17 protein-coding genes and 1 pseudogene are annotated in these 17372 nt (G+C 72.8%); 7 read left to right on the top strand and 11 right to left on the bottom strand.

What is annotated here, in order from left to right; translation table 11 throughout:
• Window positions 1-14 precede the first annotated feature (14 nt).
• From ABT034_RS21160 to ABT034_RS21145, 4 genes are all read left to right on the top strand, one after another.
• On the top strand, window positions 15-761 hold the full coding sequence (locus ABT034_RS21160) for an SDR family oxidoreductase (RefSeq protein ID WP_351217359.1): 747 nt from the start codon (window positions 15-17) through the stop codon (window positions 759-761).
• A gap of 146 nt (window positions 762-907) precedes the next feature.
• Entirely contained in the window at window positions 908-2473 is a 1566-nt protein-coding gene (locus tag ABT034_RS21155; protein ID WP_351217357.1) for a class I tRNA ligase family protein, read from the top strand.
• A 75-nt stretch (window positions 2474-2548) separates the two neighbouring features.
• Window positions 2549-3874 (top strand): D-inositol-3-phosphate glycosyltransferase, encoded by a 1326-nt coding sequence (gene mshA / locus ABT034_RS21150; RefSeq protein WP_502973006.1) that lies wholly within the window; start codon window positions 2549-2551, stop codon window positions 3872-3874.
• A 218-nt stretch (window positions 3875-4092) separates the two neighbouring features.
• Window positions 4093-4344 (top strand): hypothetical protein, encoded by a 252-nt coding sequence (locus ABT034_RS21145; protein WP_351217356.1) that lies wholly within the window; start codon window positions 4093-4095, stop codon window positions 4342-4344.
• A 110-nt stretch (window positions 4345-4454) separates the two neighbouring features.
• On the opposite strand, the gene ABT034_RS21140 is transcribed toward ABT034_RS21145, so the two are convergent.
• The 10 genes and pseudogenes from ABT034_RS21140 to ABT034_RS21095 form a co-directional block, all read right to left on the bottom strand.
• Window positions 4455-5429, bottom strand: coding sequence for a LuxR C-terminal-related transcriptional regulator (locus ABT034_RS21140; protein WP_351217354.1), 975 nt, complete (start codon window positions 5427-5429; stop codon window positions 4455-4457).
• A gap of 211 nt (window positions 5430-5640) precedes the next feature.
• Window positions 5641-6717: a helix-turn-helix transcriptional regulator gene (locus tag ABT034_RS21135; protein WP_351217352.1), complete on the bottom strand. Its 1077-nt coding sequence runs from the start codon at window positions 6715-6717 to the stop codon at window positions 5641-5643.
• 114 nt (window positions 6718-6831) lie between these two features.
• Complete coding sequence (locus tag ABT034_RS21130) at window positions 6832-7284, bottom strand: Fur family transcriptional regulator (protein ID WP_351217350.1); 453 nt, start codon at window positions 7282-7284, stop codon at window positions 6832-6834.
• 165 nt (window positions 7285-7449) lie between these two features.
• Complete coding sequence (locus tag ABT034_RS21125) at window positions 7450-8343, bottom strand: SAM-dependent methyltransferase (RefSeq protein ID WP_351217348.1); 894 nt, start codon at window positions 8341-8343, stop codon at window positions 7450-7452.
• 203 nt (window positions 8344-8546) lie between these two features.
• Window positions 8547-9041, bottom strand: a complete 495-nt coding sequence (locus ABT034_RS21120; protein WP_351217346.1) for a GNAT family N-acetyltransferase — start codon at window positions 9039-9041, stop codon at window positions 8547-8549.
• Window positions 9042-9191: 150 nt separating this feature from the next.
• Window positions 9192-10103 carry a M56 family metallopeptidase gene (locus ABT034_RS21115; RefSeq protein WP_351217344.1) on the bottom strand — a complete coding sequence of 304 codons (912 nt, stop codon included), beginning with the start codon at window positions 10101-10103 and terminating at the stop codon, window positions 9192-9194.
• 161 nt (window positions 10104-10264) lie between these two features.
• Window positions 10265-10642: pseudogene (locus ABT034_RS21110) on the bottom strand (BlaI/MecI/CopY family transcriptional regulator); the annotation flags it as partial.
• Between the two features lie 142 nt (window positions 10643-10784).
• Complete coding sequence (locus ABT034_RS21105) at window positions 10785-11084, bottom strand: metal-sensitive transcriptional regulator (protein ID WP_351217530.1); 300 nt, start codon at window positions 11082-11084, stop codon at window positions 10785-10787.
• A gap of 20 nt (window positions 11085-11104) precedes the next feature.
• Window positions 11105-13369: a heavy metal translocating P-type ATPase gene (locus ABT034_RS21100; protein ID WP_351217342.1), complete on the bottom strand. Its 2265-nt coding sequence runs from the start codon at window positions 13367-13369 to the stop codon at window positions 11105-11107.
• Between the two features lie 107 nt (window positions 13370-13476).
• Window positions 13477-13764 (bottom strand): heavy-metal-associated domain-containing protein, encoded by a 288-nt coding sequence (locus tag ABT034_RS21095; protein ID WP_351217528.1) that lies wholly within the window; start codon window positions 13762-13764, stop codon window positions 13477-13479.
• Between the two features lie 183 nt (window positions 13765-13947).
• Here ABT034_RS21095 and ABT034_RS21090 point away from each other — a divergent pair, with 183 nt between their 5' ends.
• The 3 genes from ABT034_RS21090 to ABT034_RS21080 all read left to right on the top strand — a co-directional run bounded on the left by ABT034_RS21090 (window position 13948) and on the right by ABT034_RS21080 (window position 16772).
• Window positions 13948-14928 (top strand): DUF8832 domain-containing protein, encoded by a 981-nt coding sequence (locus ABT034_RS21090; RefSeq protein ID WP_351217340.1) that lies wholly within the window; start codon window positions 13948-13950, stop codon window positions 14926-14928.
• A gap of 52 nt (window positions 14929-14980) precedes the next feature.
• Window positions 14981-15670, top strand: coding sequence for a copper homeostasis protein CutC (locus tag ABT034_RS21085; RefSeq protein WP_351217338.1), 690 nt, complete (start codon window positions 14981-14983; stop codon window positions 15668-15670).
• A 193-nt stretch (window positions 15671-15863) separates the two neighbouring features.
• The gene (locus tag ABT034_RS21080; protein WP_351217336.1) at window positions 15864-16772 is read left to right on the top strand and encodes an aminoglycoside phosphotransferase family protein; all 909 of its coding nucleotides are present in this window, start codon (window positions 15864-15866) and stop codon (window positions 16770-16772) included.
• Between the two features lie 19 nt (window positions 16773-16791).
• Here ABT034_RS21080 and ABT034_RS21075 read toward each other — a convergent pair whose 3' ends face one another.
• Window positions 16792-17364: a dihydrofolate reductase family protein gene (locus ABT034_RS21075; RefSeq protein ID WP_351217334.1), complete on the bottom strand. Its 573-nt coding sequence runs from the start codon at window positions 17362-17364 to the stop codon at window positions 16792-16794.
• Window positions 17365-17372: the final 8 nt, after the last annotated feature.

Raw genomic sequence — 17372 nt, 5'->3', positions numbered from 1 at the left:
GAGAGCAGACGCACATGAAATTCGAGAATCTGCGTGTCGTCGTGACCGGAGCATCCCGCTATTTCGGTCGCGCGCTCGCCGTCGGCTTCGCCCATCTCGGCGCCGAGGTGTACGTGTCGGCGCGAACCGTCGAGGCGGCCGAACGCACCCGTACCGACGTCATGGGCTCCGCCCGTGACCGTATCCACGCCTTCGGCTGCGACCTCAGCAAGCCCGCCGAGATCCGGGAGTTCGCGGCCCGGGTGGGCGAACACACCGACCGCGTTGACCTGTTGGTCAACAACGGCGCCCGCTGGCTCGACGGCATGGACCTGGAGGCGGCCAGCGACGCCCAGATCGTCGAGACGATCGAGTCGACGGCCGGCGGCACCGTCCTCATGGTGAAGCACTTCCTGCCGCTGCTCCGCGGCTCCCTGCGCCCCGACATCGTCAACATGGTCGCCGTCCGCGACGCCGAAGGCGCCTCCGCCGCGGCCGCCGGCGCCGCCCACGAGGCATTCTGGGCGGCGAAGAGCGCCCAGGCCGGCTTCGCCGACATCCTCTCGCGCAGGCTGCGGCCCTCCGGCGTCCGCGTCTTCTCCCTCTTCCCGCCCGACTTCTCCACCTCCGATCCGCGCTTCGCGGAATGGGACGGAACGAACCCGGACGGCATAGCCCCCGACGAGAAGCTCACCACGCAGGCCCTCTTCGAATGCGTCGTCTACGCCGTCGAGCAGCCCCGTGACTGCTTCATCCGGTCCTTCCACTTCGAGCCCCGCTGACAGCCCAACCCCGACGCCATCCCCGACGACCCCGACGTCATCCCCGACGCCATCCCCGACGACCCCGCTGACCGCCCTGCGCCGACAGCGCGCCCGCCCACCGCGACCCGCTGAAGCCCACCGCACCACAGCGTCAAGGAGGTCCCATGAGCACCCCTGTCTGGATCACCGCGACCCCTCCCGCCACCCACGGCGAACTCCACATCGGCCACCTCGCCGGGCCGTACGTCGCCGCCGACGTCCTCACCCGCTACCTGCGCGCCGAGGGCGAGGCCGTCCGGTTCACCACCGGCACCGCCGACCACGCCAGCTCCGTCGAGGTCCGGGCGCTGCGCCACCATCGCAAGCCCGAGGAGGTCGCGGAGGGCTACCGGGCCGCGATCACCGCCGACTGGCTGCGCTCGGGCGTCGAGTTCGACCACATCGTGCGCCCGCGCCGCGACAAGGGTTACGGACGCTGGGTGCAGGACCTCTTCGGCCGTCTCTTCGCCCAGGGCGTGATCGCCCCCCGCACCCGGCTCCTCCCGTACTGCGAGCCCTGCGACCGCTGGCTGTACGGGGCGCACGCCACCGGCACCTGCCCGCACTGCGGCGCCGTCAGCGACGGCGGCATGTGCCACGAGTGCGCCCGCCCCAACGACGGCGGCGACCTCATCGCCGCCCGCTGCGCCCTCTGCGACACCCCGGCGGTCGCCCGCCGCTGCCGCCGCCTCTACGTACCCCTGGAGCCGTTCCGGGAGACCCTCGCCGACTACTGGGCGACGGCCGGCCTGCCGCCGCGCCTCGCCGCCCTCTGCGAGTCGCTCGTCGAGGACGGCCTGCCGGACATCGCCGTAGGCCACCCCGCCGAGTGGGGCCTTCCCGTGCCCGTCGAGGGCTTCCCCGACCACCGCATCGACGGCTGCTTCGAAGCCGCCGCGATGCACCTCTTCGGCTACGACACCACGGGCCCGCTACCCCGCCGCGCCATCCACTTCTGCGGCTTCGGACACTCCTTCTGCCACGCCGTGCTGCTGCCGGTGCTGCTCCTCGCGCAGGACGTCAAACTGCCGCAGGACTTCAACGTCAACGAGTCGTACGTCATCGAGGAAGGCGTCCAGGAGGGCAACGTCTGGGCGCTCGACCTGCTCACCGAGTACGGCTCCGACACCTTGCGCCGCCACGTCCTCCAGGCCCGCCCGCTGGGCCGTCGCACGGTCTTCCACCGGGAGCGGCTCGCCGCCGCCCGCCGCGAGCTGGACGAGAACTGGAACAGCTGGCTGTCCCGGCTCTTCGCCGCCGTACGGGAGGAGTGCGGCGGCCTCGCCCCGCAGGCGCTGCCCGGCGGCACCGGCTGGGACATCCTGGAGCGGCGGCTGCACCGGGGCGTCGACGACCTGCGCGAGGCGTACGGCCCCGATGCCTTCGACCCGCGCCGCGCGGTCGCCGTCCTCGACGAGATGGTCCGCTCGGTGGCCGACTTCGGTCACGTCAACGCCCACGAGCGGTGCCGGCCCACCACCTCCTGCCGTCATCTCCCGGCGCTCGCCGCGCAGTTGGCGGTGGCGTCGGCCCTGGCGGCGTGGTCGCGGCCGGTGATGCCGGAGGGCGCCGACCGGCTCGCGGCGGCGCTCCAGGTGGCGACGGGCCGCCCGGTCGACTGGCACGCCCTGACGGCTCCCCTCCCGGGGGCCCGCCTGGCGCCGCCTTCGGGCCCGGTCTTCGGCTTCTGACCCTCACTACTAAGCAACTAAGTACATAGGTAGCTCCCTGTCGCGTGACCGCGCGCGAGCCACGCGCAGGGACACGTGGCCCCTCATTCCCCAGGAGTTCACGTGTCCCTGCGCGTCGCCATGCTCAGCGTCCACACCTCCCCGCTCCACCAGCCCGGGACGGGGGACGCCGGCGGCATGAACGTCTACATGGTCGAGCTGTCCCGCGCCCTGGCCGAACAGGGCGCCGAAGTCGACCTGTTCACCCGCTGCCGGGGCGAGGACCTGCCCCCGCACGTCGAACTCGCCCCGGGGGTGCGGGTCCGCCATCTGCACGCCGGGCCCCGCGAGGCGCTCCCCAAGGAGGCCATGCCGGATCTCGTCGTGCCGTTCTCGCTCGCCCTGCTCAAGGAGGGGCGGCGCTACGACCTGCTCCACTCGCACTACTGGCTCTCCGGGCAGGCGGCCCGGATCGCCTCGGTGGGCTGGCGGATCCCGCTCGTGCACACCGCCCACACCCTGGCCCGGGTGAAGAACGCCTCCCTCGCCGCCGGTGACACCCCCGAACCGGAGCTCAGGATCCGGGGCGAGCACCAGGTGGTGGAGGCCGCCGACCGGCTGATCGCCAACACGGCCGCGGAGGCGGAGGCGTTGCGCTCGCTGTACGGGGCGGAGGGGCCGCGCACCGAGGTCGTACGCCCCGGGGTCGACCTGCGGACCTTCCACCCGGGCGACGGCCGGGCGGCCGCGCGGGCCCGGCTGGGGCTTCCGGCGGACGCGTTCGTACCGCTGTACGCGGGCCGGATACAGCCCCTGAAGGGCCCGGACGTGCTCGTACGGGCGGTCGCCGAGCTGCTGCGGGAGACCCCGGACCTGCGCCGCCGGCTCCTCGTGCCGGTCGTCGGCGGGCACTCGGGCGCGACGCGCGAGGGGACGGCCTGGCAGCTCGCGGCGCAGCTGGGGGTGACCGACGTGCTGCGGTCCTGCCCTCCCGTACCGCAGGCGCTGCTCGCGGACTGGTACCGGGCGGCGGACGTGCTCGTGGTGCCCTCGCGCAGTGAGTCCTTCGGTCTGGTGGCCCTGGAGGCGCAGGCCTGCGGGACGCCGGTGCTCGCGGCGGCGGTGGGCGGGCTCTCGACGGCGGTGTGGGACGGGGTGACGGGGCTTCTGGTGCGCGGTCACGATCCGCTGGAGTACGCGCGGCGGCTGCGCTGGTTCGCGGCGCATCCGGAGGTGGTGGAGACGATGGGGGAGGCGGCGGTGCGCCACGCGCGCGGGATGAGCTGGCACGCGTCGGCCGCCCGGACCGTCGAGGTCTACCGGGAGGTGGTGGGGCCAGGGGTGGGGCAGGGGCGGCGGCACGCCCCTGCCCCGGCGGCCCCTCTCTCCTGGAGGAACGAGAAGGCCGTGGCGGAAGTCTAGCATCTCTTTTGGTTCGACCAAAGATATGTAGGGCTCCGGATCGCTCAATTCCGTTGCGAAGGTGCCGTATTGACGCATCCACGCCATGGCGAGTCCACGCAGAGGCAAACCCTGGATCGGGTTCCGGGGCAGGGCCAGAATGGAGATGTCTTCAGGGGAACACCCGGCGGCACGGGAGCCCCGAAGACAGAATTCACATTCCAACTCCTGGAGGAATCATGTCTGCTGGGCACGCCACGGGGATGCGCAAGATCGTCCGTCAGTTCGCCCTCGCCGCGGCCGGCTGTCTCGCCGTCGCCGGCGGTGCGGCACTGGCGACGGCCCCCAACGCGGTCTCGGCCCCCCAGTACGTGGTGGCCGACGGAGCGTCCGACGGGACGACCGCCGAGCCCACCCCGACCCCCACGCCGTCCCCGTCCAACGGAAACGAGTGGAACAAGGTCAGCCCGGCGCCGACAGCTGCCAATTAAGTCGTCGGGTAGAGGGAAAAGGCTCCGCGGTCACTCTTCACGGGTGACGGCGGAGCCTTTTCCCTTTCTGTCGAAGCCGGCCGAAACGGAATTCGTCGAGCGGAACGGCCTCAGTCGACCCAGCCGAGGCGATGGGCCCGTACCCCGGCCTCGAAACGGCTCGTCGCGCCCATCTCCTGCATCAGCTCGGACAGCATGCGGCTCACCGTCCGCAGCGACACCCCGAGCCCTCGCGCGATCTTCTCGTCCTTCATGCCGGAGGCGAGCATCACCAGCGCCGCCCGCTGCTGCTCCGAGAGCCCGTCGCCGCCCTGTTCCGGGGCCGGACCGTCCCCGTACGGCGAGGCGGTGTGCCAGCAGTGCTCGTACAGCGCGAGGTACGAGCGGACCAGGGCCGGGCCGCGGGCCAGCACCGCCCCCGCCATAGGCTCCGCCGGATCGACCGGCACCATCGCGAACTGCGCGTCGGCGATGATCATCGTCATGGGCACGGCGGGGGTGATCCGCACCTCCACGCCCGCCTCGACCCGGCGCCGCAGCAGCTCCGACACCTCCGGCGCGGCGACGACCCGCTCGCTGTACATGGCGCGGACCCGCACCCCGTTCTCGATCTGCCGCCGGTCCCGGCTCAGCACGCGCTCCGCCACCTCACGGACCAGCGACGTCGGATGCATCGACGCCAGACCGTGCTGGATGACGTCGGTGATGTCCTCGAGGACCTGCTGAATCCGCCGGTAGTCACTGAGGAGTTCCACGTCGGCATCCGAACGCGTCAGGGAACCGGCCCGCAGATACGCCCCCGCCAGAGTCTCGAGCGTGCTGTACGCGCGGTCCGCCTCGTCCAGGTGCTCGCGCAACTGCTCACGCTCGCGGGACAGCAGCCGCAGCATCGCGATCTCCGGGTCGATCACCGCGACCGTGTCGCTGTCGTGGTGCCCCGACCCGCCCTCGTGTTCCCCGCGGGCCCCGTGCTGGGCGGGGTTGGTCGGCACGATGAGCCCGAGCGCCGTCAGTTCGTTCCTACATCGCTCGTACTCCTCGGGCGCCAGCCTGAGTTCGGCGGCCACCTCGCCGAGGTGCGACACCCCCCGTTTGCGTAACTCCTGGTAGAGAACCACCACAGGATCGGGTGACCGCCGCTCTCCCGTACCGCCGCCACCGCTGGTGATCATGGCGAAGTGGCCCCCTGTTCGCTCGAGTCGCCCCCGCCCTCACCCTGTCATACGGCCAGGAGGGGTCCGTCATGCCGTCCCGCACCCATCGTGCGCCATGCGAACTCCTCCGGGGAGCCCCGCCCTACAGTCCGCGGTCGGTCCCCTCGTTGTCGAGCAGCCCGAGCCGAGCCGCCTTCACCCCCGCCTCGAACCGGCTCGCCGCCCCCAACTCCTGCATCACCTCGGAGAGAAGACGACTGACCGTCCTCAGCGACACCCCCAGATTGCGGGCGATCTGCTCGTCCTTGATGCCGGACGCGAGCATCAGCAGCGCCGCCCGCTGCTGCTCGGAGAGCCCGTCGCCGCCCTTCTCCGCCGGATCCTCCTGGCCGTACGGGGCCGCCGCCGTCCAGCAGTACTCGTACAGGGCCAGATAGGACCGGACCAGGCCGGGGCCGCGCGCGAGGATCGCGGGGGACGCCGGGTCGTACGGATCGGTCGGGAGCATGGCGAAGTTCTCGTCGGCCAGCACCATGTTCATCGGGATCACGGACGACAGCCGGATCTCCACCCCTACCGCTGTCCGCTCCTCCAGGTGCTGGGCCATCTCCGGGACCGAGGCGGCCCGGCGGCTGTACATGGCGCGGACCCGGACACCCCGGTCGGCCCACAGCCGGTCCTGTGCCAGCTCCGCGCCCATCTCCTCGCGGCGGACGGAGCCCGTGTGCATGAAGGACGCGGCCGTGCGGACCGAGTCCATCAGGTCCGCGAGGCTCCGTCGCGCCAGGCCGGGAACGTCGACGATCTCGACCTCTATCTCGGCGCGGGGGGTGGCGCCGGCCCGCAGGAAGGGCCCGGCCAGCGCTTCGAGGGCCGTGTGGGTGCGGCTGGTCGCGGCCAGTCGTTCCTGGAGCCGGTCACGCTCCCGGCGCAGCAGCCGCAGCAGGGCGACGTCGGGGTCGACGACGGTGGGGACGCCTTGGCGGGGCGCCCCGGGTCCGGCCGACTCCTCGGCCGGCTTCCCGGTCGACTCGGCGGCCCGGTCCTCGGCCGGCTCCCCGGGTTCGGTCAGTCCCAGCGTGGCGAGTTCGTCCCGGCATCGCTCCCGCTCCTCGGCGGAGAGCTCGAAACGGTCCGCGACCTCGTCGAACGTGGCATCCGGGCGGATGCGGAGTTCCTGGTAGACGGCGAGAGCCTGGTCTCCACCGACACGCGGCACGGAGGTATTTCTGGACACTGCGCAGCAGACTCCCCTCGGTCCACCCGGACCCGTTGAATCGCCCCGCTAGACCCTGCCACACAATCGAACGACACGCACGGAGTTGAGCAGGGCTCAGACGGTGCCGGTGCTCGTCGCCGCGCTCGTACGGCAGTCGGGGCACAGGCCCTTGAAGACGACCTCCGCGTCCTCCACCCGCCACTCGGGCAGGGCGCCGCGGGGCGGCGCCGGCGCTGCCGACGCCACGTTCTCCACGCGGCCGCAGACCGTGCACAGGGCGTGCTGGTGCGCGGGTCCCGAGACCTCGAAGACCGCGGGCAGGCCGGGCCGGTCGAACTTGCTGACCAGGCCCGTCTCCTGGAAGTGCCGCAGCATCTCGTACACGGCCTGGCTGGTCAGGGTGCCGAGCCGCTCGCGGGCGGTCGTGGTGATCGCCTCGACGTCGAGATGGCCGCCGGCGGCGAGCACCGTGAGCACTTCGAGGCGCGGGCCCGTGACCCGCAGCCCCACGTCACGCAGGCGCTGGATCACCGCCTCGCGGCCCGTCAGCTCTTCCACGACTGCCATCTTCTCCGCCCGCCCGCCCGCCATCTGGTCGGCTCAAACTTTTGTGGGCATCGTACCTCTTGCCCGTCAACCTCGGCAGGTGCTGTTCAGCCGTCCGTATGTCGCCCACCGGCCGCGGGGCACGTCACCCTGCCGGTCCGGTACGTCCTCGGGCCGTTCGTCCGGTCAGTCGTCCGTCCTGCACACGAGCAGGACGGACTCGGTCCGCTCGTCGATGCGGTGGCGCCGCCGGCCCTCGATGTGCAGGCCTACCGCGTGCAGTTCGGCGGCGAGCCGTTCGGGGTCCACGATCCACTTGTCGGTGGTCAGCACGACCCGTTCCGTGGAGAGCTTGCCCGTCCTGGCCGTGTAGTACGTGATCCGCTCGCTCATCGACGGCAGGTCGAAGACCTGCCGGGCCACCACCCACTCGTCGATGCCGTCGAAGCGGGGCACCTGGAAGGCCCAGGTCCGCCGGGGCTCCGCGATCAGCCCCGGCAGCTGGTGCGCGGTGTAGTCGAGGGCGAGCGCGCCGCCCGTCTCCAGGTGGGAGGCGACCTCCCGCAGCAGCTCGGGCCGCCGGGCCGGGGGTACGGCGGTGACCATCGCGCCCGCGAGCAGCGCGAGCCGGTAGCTGCCGTCGAGGCGCAGCTCGGTCAGGTCGGTCCGGTGGGTGACGACGAGCCCGGCCACCTGCGGACCGATCCGGCGGGCCCAGCCGTCGAGGCGCTCGAGGGCCGAGGCGTCCCGGTCCACGGCCTCCACGGCGAAGCCGTGCCGGGCGAACGGGACGGCGAGCCGCCCGGCGCCGGAGCCGAGGTCGAGGACGGGTCCGCCGGTGGAGCGGGCGAGGCTGAGGTACCGGACGATGTCCGCGCTGTGCGGGCCGAGCAGGGCGTCGTGCAGCCAGACGGAGCCCTCGTCGGCGGGGGAGACGGATTCGAGCCCGGGGAGGGTGTCCGAGGTGACCCGGATGCCGGCCCCGGGGGCGGGCTCCTGCTCCCGGCCGTATCGGGACGGCAGGACCGGCGCGAGCGCTGCGGGCACGACGGGCAGGGAAGTGCCGCTCGGTGTGTGCATCGCTCCTCCAGGGGCTCGCTCGGTCCATGCCGTCCGGACGAGGTACCCGTGCCGCCGGGGACCGCGCCGCTGGACCCATCCTGACCTGGGGAGGGAACGCCGATCCACCGGATCGGGCTGCGTGAACACGCGATGGCGTGGATCTGCCACGCCCATCTGGGGAGCCTCGGGGCCTGGAGCGTCGGGGCCTGGAGCGTCGGCGCCTAGAGCGTCGGGGCCGGGAGCGCCCGGCTCCAGCGCCTGGGTGAGAGGGCCTCGAAGCCCAGGTGCGAGTAGAACGGCAGCGCCGGGTCCGGCTCCGCCGGGAGCTCCACGCGCTGGGCCCGCGCCCCGTAGTTCCGCATCCGGTCGGTGGCCGCGTCGATCAGGGCCGTACCCACACCGCGGCGGCGGGAGCCGGACGCCACGGCCAGGGCGTACACCTCGCCCTCGCCCGGGACGGGGACACCGCCCGCGGCGACGCCGACGACCGCGCCGTCCGCGTCGGTCGCGACGAGCCAGCCGAGCCAGCCGGGCGCTCCTCCCGGAATTTCAATTTCCGCTCGTATGCGGGGGAGTGCGCATTGGGCGGAGATGAGCCGCCGCATCGGGATTTCGTCGAGGATTCCGACGTAGCTGCTCCGAATGACGTCGGCGAGCAGCCTGGATATCGTCGTCGCGTCGCCGGCCGCGGCCGTCCGAACGCCAGCCAGCTGCATTGGTTTTGTACCCTTCGACGTGCCGAGCCAGATCCCCAACGTACCCACAATAGCGGTGAATTAAGTTGGCCGTGACCGATGCGAAATCTACGAATTCGCTTAGTAAATAGGGGTGTTCGGTTCGGAAGGCCGGTCGTTGAACCGAGTCAATTACCCGGGGAAGGAACAGCAGGCGACGACCAGGGGCGTCATCGCGAGGGTCGCCGACGCGATGGTCAGCAGGCCCCGGAGTACGGGGTGTCCGGCGCTGTGCGGGGTGAGGATGCGCCGCATCCGCAGGGCCGCCGAGGGGCCGCCCGCCGCGAACGCCGACCGGGGCGCCCGTCCCGAGGCCAGCGCGTACAGCGCGGTGGCCAGCGCGTCCCGCGTGCACCGGCGCAACGCCCGGTCGTCCGCCGCCATTTCGAGCAGCAGCGGTACGGCCGTTCCGCCGTGCCGCGCGAGCGGGAGGCGCCGGAAGACGGCCGCGAAGGCCTCCGCCGCCGCGACCAGGAGATGGTGCCGCCCCGCGATGTGCGCCCGCTCGTGCGCGAGCGCCGCGGCGAGCTGGGCCGGGGTCAGGGTGTGCACCGCGCCCGAGGAGACGACGACCCGACGCGAGCGGCCGGGCAGGCAGTACACGGCGGGGCGGGCGTCGTCGAGGACGGTGGCCCGGAGCGCGGGGTCGTACCGCCCGACGAGCCGCAGCACCCCCGCGTGCCGCAGCCGCACCCGCCGGGCCCTGACGAGCCGGCGTACGAACGCGGAGGCGGGCAGCGCGAGGACGGCGAGGGAGAGCGCGAGGGCGAACCGCTCGCGCCCGTCGAGGTTCAGGAGCTGGTCGGCCGTGGGCGGCCGGAGCGCGAACATCATGTCCGCGAGCCGGTGGCTGCTCTCGCCCGAGAGGACCATCTGGGCGGGCAGCAGGGCGGTCGCGCCCGCGAAGACGGCGCCGCACACGGCCCAGACGCCGAGGGCGAGCCGGGGCACCTGCTGCGCCCAGCGCGCCCGCACCACGAGCAGCGGCACGAGAAAGCCGGTGAGGGCGACGAGCCCGAGCGGAACGAGAGCGTGATGGTTCACACGCCGCTCCCGCCGCCGGTCCGGGGGGCGTGGCCCCCGCCGGGCCGTGGGGCACGGCCCCCGCTGATCCGGAGGGTGTGGTCACCTCCGGGGAGGCCACCGCCGGGCCGGGGAACGTGTCCATCGCCGGGCCTGGGGGCGTGGTCACCCGCGGGTAGCTCGCCGCCGGGCTCCGAGTCCTGGTCGGCGCGGGCCGCGCGCAGGGCCGCGTCGAGGGCCTCCATGTCCTCGTCCGAGATGACCTCGACGAACCGCAGGAGGGCGGCGGGGCGGTCCTGGCTGTCGCCGAGGGCGTCCCGCATCAGTCCGGCGGTGTACTCCTCGCGGCTGCGGACGGGCTCGTACAGCCAGGCCCGGCCGGCCTTCTCGCGGCGGAGCCAGCCCTTGCGGTGGAGGATGTCCGCGACCGTCATCACGGTCGTGTAGGCGACCCGGCGCCCCCGGTTGATGTCGTCGACGATCTCGCGGACCGTGGCGGGCCGCTGCCAGGCCCACAGCCGGTCCATGATCTCGGCCTCCAGCTCTCCCAGCCTGCGCACGTGCATCCCCTCCCCTACGGGCGGCTCATCGTACGGGCCGCTTCCCCCGCCCAGGTATACCCCCCAGGGGTACGCTGGCGGGATGTCGTCCATCGCCGAAGGGCCCCTCTCGGGGCCCTTCCCTCCCTCTCCCGGCCGGGGACTACGTCCGGATGAGCCGGGCGATGGCCTTCGACGCCTCGCCCACCTTCTCCTTCGCCTGGTCCCCGCCCTGCGCGATCGCCTCCGTCACGCAGCAGCTGAGGTGTTCGTCGAGCAGGGCCACCGCGCAGGACTGGAGGGCCGCGTTGATGGCGGACACCTGGGTGAGGACGTCGATGCAGTAGACGTCCTCGTCGACCATCCGCTGCACCCCCCTGACCTGCCCCTCGATGCGCCGCAGGCGTCTGATGATGTCTTCCTTGTGCTGTCCGTAACCGGCCACGGCGGGCTCCTCGGAGATTGGCGGGGAAGGGCGGGTCGTCAGCGGTCGGCGGCCTGGAAGCCCCGCAGGCGCAGGCTGTTGCCGACGACGAAGACCGAGGAGAAGGCCATGGCCGCGCCCGCGATCATCGGGTTGAGCAGTCCGGCCGCGGCGAGCGGCAGCGCCGCCACGTTGTAGGCGAAGGCCCAGAACAGGTTCGAGCGGATCGTGCCGAGCGTCCTGCGGGAGAGCCGGATCGCGTCGGCCGCGGCCCGCAGGTCCCCACGTACGAGGGTCAGGTCACCGGCCTCGATCGCGGCGTCCGTGCCCGTGCCCATCGCGAGCCCCAGGTCGGCCTGGGCGAGCGCGGCGGCGTCGTTGACGCCGTCGCCGACCATCGCGACCGAACGGCCCTCCGCCTGGAGCTTCTTGACGACGTCGACCTTGTCCTGCGGCATGACCTCCGCGATGACCTCGTCGATGCCGACCTCGGCGGCGACCGCCTCCGCGACGGCCTTGTTGTCGCCGGTCAGCAGGATCGGCGTCAGACCGAGCGCGCGCAGCCGCTTGATGGCCTCGGGACTGGTCTCCTTGACGGCGTCCGCGACCTCGAGGACCGCACGGGCCTCCCCGTCCCACGCCACGGCGATCGCCGTCCTGCCGGCCTTCTCGGCCGTGTCCTTCGCGGACTTGAGACCCGCGGGGAGCGCCATCGCCCACTCGTCGAGCAGCTTCTCGCGGCCGACGAGGACCGCGTGCCCCTCGACGACGCCCTGCACGCCGAGACCGGGGATGTTCGCGAAGTCCTCGGGGGCGGGGAGCGTCCCCACCTCGGCGGCGGCGCCGGTGGCGACGGCCTGCGCGATCGGGTGCTCCGAGGAGTGCTCCAGGGCGCCGGCGAGCCGCAGGACGTCGGTCTCGTCGACACCGTCGGCGGTGTGCACCTTGAGGAGGGTCATCCGGCCGGTGGTGACGGTGCCGGTCTTGTCCAGGACGATCGTGTCGACCTTGCGGGTGGTCTCCAGGACCTCGGGGCCCTTGATGAGGATGCCGAGCTGCGCGCCGCGGCCCGTGCCGACCATGAGGGCGGTCGGAGTGGCGAGGCCCAGGGCGCAGGGGCAGGCGATGATCAGGACGGCGACGGCGGCGGTGAACGCGGCGGTGAGGCCCTGTCCGGTGCCGAGCCAGAAGCCGAGGGTGCCGAGGGCGAGCGCGATGACGATCGGCACGAAGACGGCGGAGATGCGGTCGGCGAGGCGCTGGGCGGCGGCCTTGCCGTTCTGCGCGTCCTCGACGAGCTTCGCCATCCGGGCGAGCTGGGTGTCGGAGCCGACGCGGGTGGCCTCGACGACGAGGCGGCCGCCGGCGTTCAGGGTGGCGCCGGTGACGGAGTCGCCGACCCCGACCTCGACCGGGACGGACTCGCCCGTGAGCATCGAGGCGTCCACGGCGGACGAACCCTCGACGACGGTGCCGTCGGTGGCGATCTTCTCGCCGGGACGGACCAGGAAGCGGTCCCCGACCTGGAGTTCGGCGGTCGGTACGGTGACCTCGCGGCCGTTCTTGAGGACGGTCACCTCCTTCGCGCCCAGCTGCATCAGCGCCTTGAGCGCGGCGCCCGCCTTGCGCTTCGACCGGGCCTCGAAGTACCGGCCGGCCAGGATGAAGGCGGTGACGCCCGCGGCGGCCTCCAGGTAGATGTTCCCGGCGCCGTCGGTACGGGCGATGGTGAACTCGAACGGGTGGGTCATCCCCGGCGTACCGGCCGTCCCGAAGAACAGCGCCCACAGGGACCAGAGGAACGCGGCGATCGTGCCGACGGAGATCAGCGTGTCCATCGTCGCGGCGCCGTGCCTGGCGTTCGTCCAGGCGGCCCGGTGGAACGGCCAGGCGGCGTACACGACGACCGGTGCGGCGAGCGTGAGGCTCAGCCACTGCCAGTACTCGATCTGCAGCGCCGGGACCATCGCCATCGCGATGACCGGCACGGCGAGCGAGACGGCGGTGATCAGCCGCTGCTTGAGGGGCCGCAGCTCCTCGTCGGCCCGCTCCTCGTCGGAGGGGCCGCCGTCACCGGGCGCCTCGCTCCTCGGGGGCGCGGGCTCGGCGGCGGTGTAGCCGGTGGCCTCGACGGTGGCGATGAGGTCGGAGACGTCGATGTCGGCGTCGAAGGTGACCTTCGCCTTCTCGGTGGCGTAGTTGACGGTGGCCTCGACCCCGTCCATCCGGTTGAGCTTCTTCTCGATACGGGCCGCACACGAGGCGCAGGTCATGCCGCCGATGGCGAGCTCGACCTGGGCGGTGCCGGGTGTAGTCGTTGTCATGACGCTCCTCTTTTTCGGGGCTCGGCTCACCTCCGGGGCGCTCAAGCCGGGGGCCGGGGCCCGGGTGTGGTCGGGCGGGCCCCGGCGGCCGAGGTGGGGCGGGCGGGTCAGGCGGCGCGGCCGGTGAGCTCGTAGCCCGCGTCGTCGACGGCCGCCGTGATCGCGGCGTCGTCGGGCTCGCCGCCCGTCGTCACGGTCACGAGGCCGCCGGCGACGTCGACGTCCACGGAGATGACGCCGTCGAGCGCGCTGACGGACGTGGTGATCGCGGTCTTGCAATGGCCGCAGGTCATGCCGGAGACGGCGTAGACCGTGACGGTGCTGTCGGCGACCGCGACGGCGGTGGTCTCCGCGGTGGTCGAGCAGCTGTTGTCGGGGGTGCAGCAGGAGCCCATGGCTTCCTCCTCGGTCGGGTTCCACTTCACCGATACCCTTGGGGGGTATTCGGTCGTGGGTCCATGTATACCCCCCGGTGGTATCCGACGCAAGCGTCTCCCCGACTTGACTTGATACCCCCCAGGGGTATGGTGAAGTGCATCGGACGGTCACCACGACAACGCACGTACGGGAGAGCAGCCATGAACACCGGAGTGAAGATCACTGCCTTTGCCGCCGCGCTCGCCGCGACCTTCGGGACCGCGTACGGGGTCGGCAAGGGCGTCGGCCCCGTCGAGGAGCCGAAGAAGGCCGAGCACGGCGACCACGCGGCCGCGCCCGCCCCCTCGAAGGGCGCGGCGGCCGACGGCCACGCCGGGCACGGCGAGGGCGCGGCCGCGGACACCGCGCCCGCCGCGAACCTCCCCGGCGGCCTCCAGGTCTCCCAGGACGGCTACACCCTGGCCATGGAGACCCCGACGCCCACCGTCGGCGGGAGCGTCCTGAAGTTCTCCGTCAAGGACGCGGCCGGCAAGAAGGTCACCGCGTTCACCACCGAGCACGGCAAGGAACTGCACTTCATCGTCGCGTCCCGCGACCTCGGCACCTTCCGCCACCTGCACCCCGTGAAGGCCGCCGACGGCACCTGGACGACCCCCGTCGACCTCCCCGCCGCCGGCGGCTACAAGGCCTTCGCGGACTTCAAGCCCGCCGCGCCCGGAGCGAAGGGCATCACGCTCGGCGCCGACCTCGCGGTCCCGGGCGCGTACGCCCCGCGGCCGCTGCCCGCCGTGAACCCGACCGCGACCGTCGACGGCTACCAGGTCCGGCTCGGCGGCACCCTGAACCCCGGCAAGGCCGGCGAGCTCCGGCTCACCGTCACCAAGGGCGGAAAGCCCGTCACCGACCTGGAGCCGTACCTCGGCGCGTACGGACACCTCGTCGCCCTGCGCGACGGCGACCTCGCCTACCTCCACGTCCACCCGAACGAGGGCGGCCCCGGCCCGGACGTCTCCTTCACGGCGACGGCACCCAGCCCCGGCACGTACCGTCTGTTCCTCGACTTCCAGCACGAGGGCAAGGTGCGGACGGCCGCCTTCACGGTCACCACGGGCAACGCCGAGGCCTCCGTCGCGGCCGCCGGTGGGGCCACGCACGGTGCGGGAGACCATGAGCACAGCTAGGCTGGTCATTGGACTAGACCTGTAGCTGTCATATATGGAGAAATGGGCTTCGATGAGCAACCGTGCAGTCCTTGAGGTGATCGCCCTCGACGAGCAGGACGCGGTCGCCGCCCAGTCCGGCGGCGCCGACCGGCTCGAACTCGTCACCGACATGGCGGCGGACGGGCTCACCCCGTCCCGGGCCGGCTTCGCCGCCATCCGTGCCGCCGTCGACATCCCGCTGCGCGTGATGCTCCGGCTCGCCGACGGTTTCGCGGCCGGTGACGTCGACGCCCTCGTGGGGCGGGCCCTCGAACTGCGCGAGGCGGGCGCGGAGGAGTTCGTCCTCGGCTTCCTCACCCCCGACGGCGAGCCCGACCTGGTGGCCGTCGAGCGGCTCATCGCGGCCCTCGACGGCGCCCGCTGGACCTTCCACCGGGCGATCGACCGCGCCGCGGACCGCGACGGCCTCCGCAAGAACCTCGCCGACCTGCCCGGCCTCGACACCTACCTCACGGCGGGATCTGCGACCGGCGTCGACGACGGCCTCGCCACCCTCAAGGCCGAGGCCGCCCGCTCGGGCGAGCCCGGCTACGAGGCGCAGATCCTCGTCGGCGGCGGCCTGCGCCTCGACCACCTCCCCGAACTCCGCGCGGCCGGCCTCGACGCCTTCCACATCGGCGGCGCGGCCCGCCCCCAGGGCTGGGCGGCCCCGGTCTCGGCGGACGCGGTCAGGGTCTGGCGCGAGGCGATCGACGCGTAACCGCCGCTCTCGGGCGCGCGAGCCCGGACGCGTACGGTCCCGGGGCCGCACGGATCCGCGCGCCGTACGGACTCGCACGGCGGACCCGCGCGCCGTACGGACTCGGATCCGTACGAGCCCGGACGCGTACGGCCCCGGCGCCGCGCCGAAAACGCGTGGCCCCGGGACCGGTGCGGTCGTTAGCCTGCCCGGCATGGCAGCCACCCCGACGCGACCCGACGAGCTCGACATCGACACCGCGCTCGTCGGACGGCTCGTCACCGGACGGTTCCCCGAGTGGGCCGGGCTCCCGGTGCGGGCCGTGGCCTCCGCCGGTACGGACAACGCGATGTTCCGGCTCGGCGACGACCTCGTCGTACGGCTGCCCCGCGCCCCGCACGCCGTGGGCCAGGTCGAGAAGGAACAGCGCTGGTTGCCCCTGCTCGCCCCGCACCTGCCGCTGGACGTCCCCGTCCCGGTCGGGCGGGCCGGGGCGGGCCCCGACTTCCCGATGCCGTGGTCCGTCTACCGCTGGCTCGACGGGGACGACACGTACGACGTGCCGCTCACCGACCTCGCCCACGCGGCCGTCGAACTGGGCCGCTTCGGCGCCGCCCTGCGTACCGTCGACGCGAGTGAAGGACCGCCGTCCTTCCGGGGCGGCCCGGTCACGGCCTGGGAGGACGGCAACCTGCCGGCCGCCGTCCGCGGCCTCGGGGCCCTCGGCCTGGTCGACACCGAACTGGCCAGCGCCGCCTGGGAGTCGGTGCTGCGGCTGCCGCAGTGGGACGGCCCGCCCGTCTGGATCCACGGCGACCTGCTGCCGGGCAACCTGCTCGGCCGCGAAGGCCGACTCAGCGCCGTCATCGACTTCGGCGGCCTCGGCACCGGCGACCCGGCCTGCGACATGATGCCCGCCTGGACCCTGCTCACCGCCGACACCCGCCCGCTGTTCCGCGAGGCCGCCCGCGCCGACGACGCGACCTGGGCGCGGGGCCGGGGCTGGGCCCTGGCCTGGGGCCTGGTGACCGAGGCCTACTACCGCGAGAAGAACCCGGTCCTCGCGGCCGTAGCCCACCGCACCCGCACCGAGGCGCTGGCGGAGTACGCGGCGGCGCTCTGACCCCTCACGACCGACCGGGTCAGCGGACGACGTCGAAGACGTTCAGCTGCATGCCGTTGGCGTACGCCTCGTGCTCGACGAGCTTCAGCTTCTGCGTGTCCTTGTCCGTGCCGCTGAACAGCCGCTTGCCCGCGCCGAGCAGCAGCGGGAAGACGAGCAGGTGGTACCGGTCGACGAGACCGGCGTCCGAGAGCGCCCGGTTGAGGCTCGCGCTGCCGTGCATGATGATCGGGCCGCCCTCGGTCTCCTTCAGCGCGGCGACCTCGTCGAGCGAGCGCAGGATCGTGGTCTCGCCCCAGTTGCCGACCAGGCCGTCCTCGGTGAGGGTCGTGGACACCACGTACTTCGGCATCGCCTTGTACTGGACGAAGTCCTCCATGTCGGGCCACACCGGGCTGAACGCCTCGTAGCTGACCCGGCCGAGCAGCACCGCGGAGGCCTCCTCCTGCTCCCGCCCCTTGATGGCGTACGCCTCCGGCAGGAACTCCATGTCCTTGAAGGTCCAGCCGGCGTTCCGGTAACCGGCCTCGCCGCCGGGGGCCTCCATGACGCCGTCGAGCGAGACGAAGGCGGAGCTGATCAGGGTGCGCATCTGGGTTC

This window comes from Streptomyces sp. NPDC002773, assembly GCF_040295605.1.
Classification (GTDB): domain Bacteria; phylum Actinomycetota; class Actinomycetes; order Streptomycetales; family Streptomycetaceae; genus Streptomyces.
This window is presented reverse-complemented; position numbering and strand designations above follow the sequence as displayed.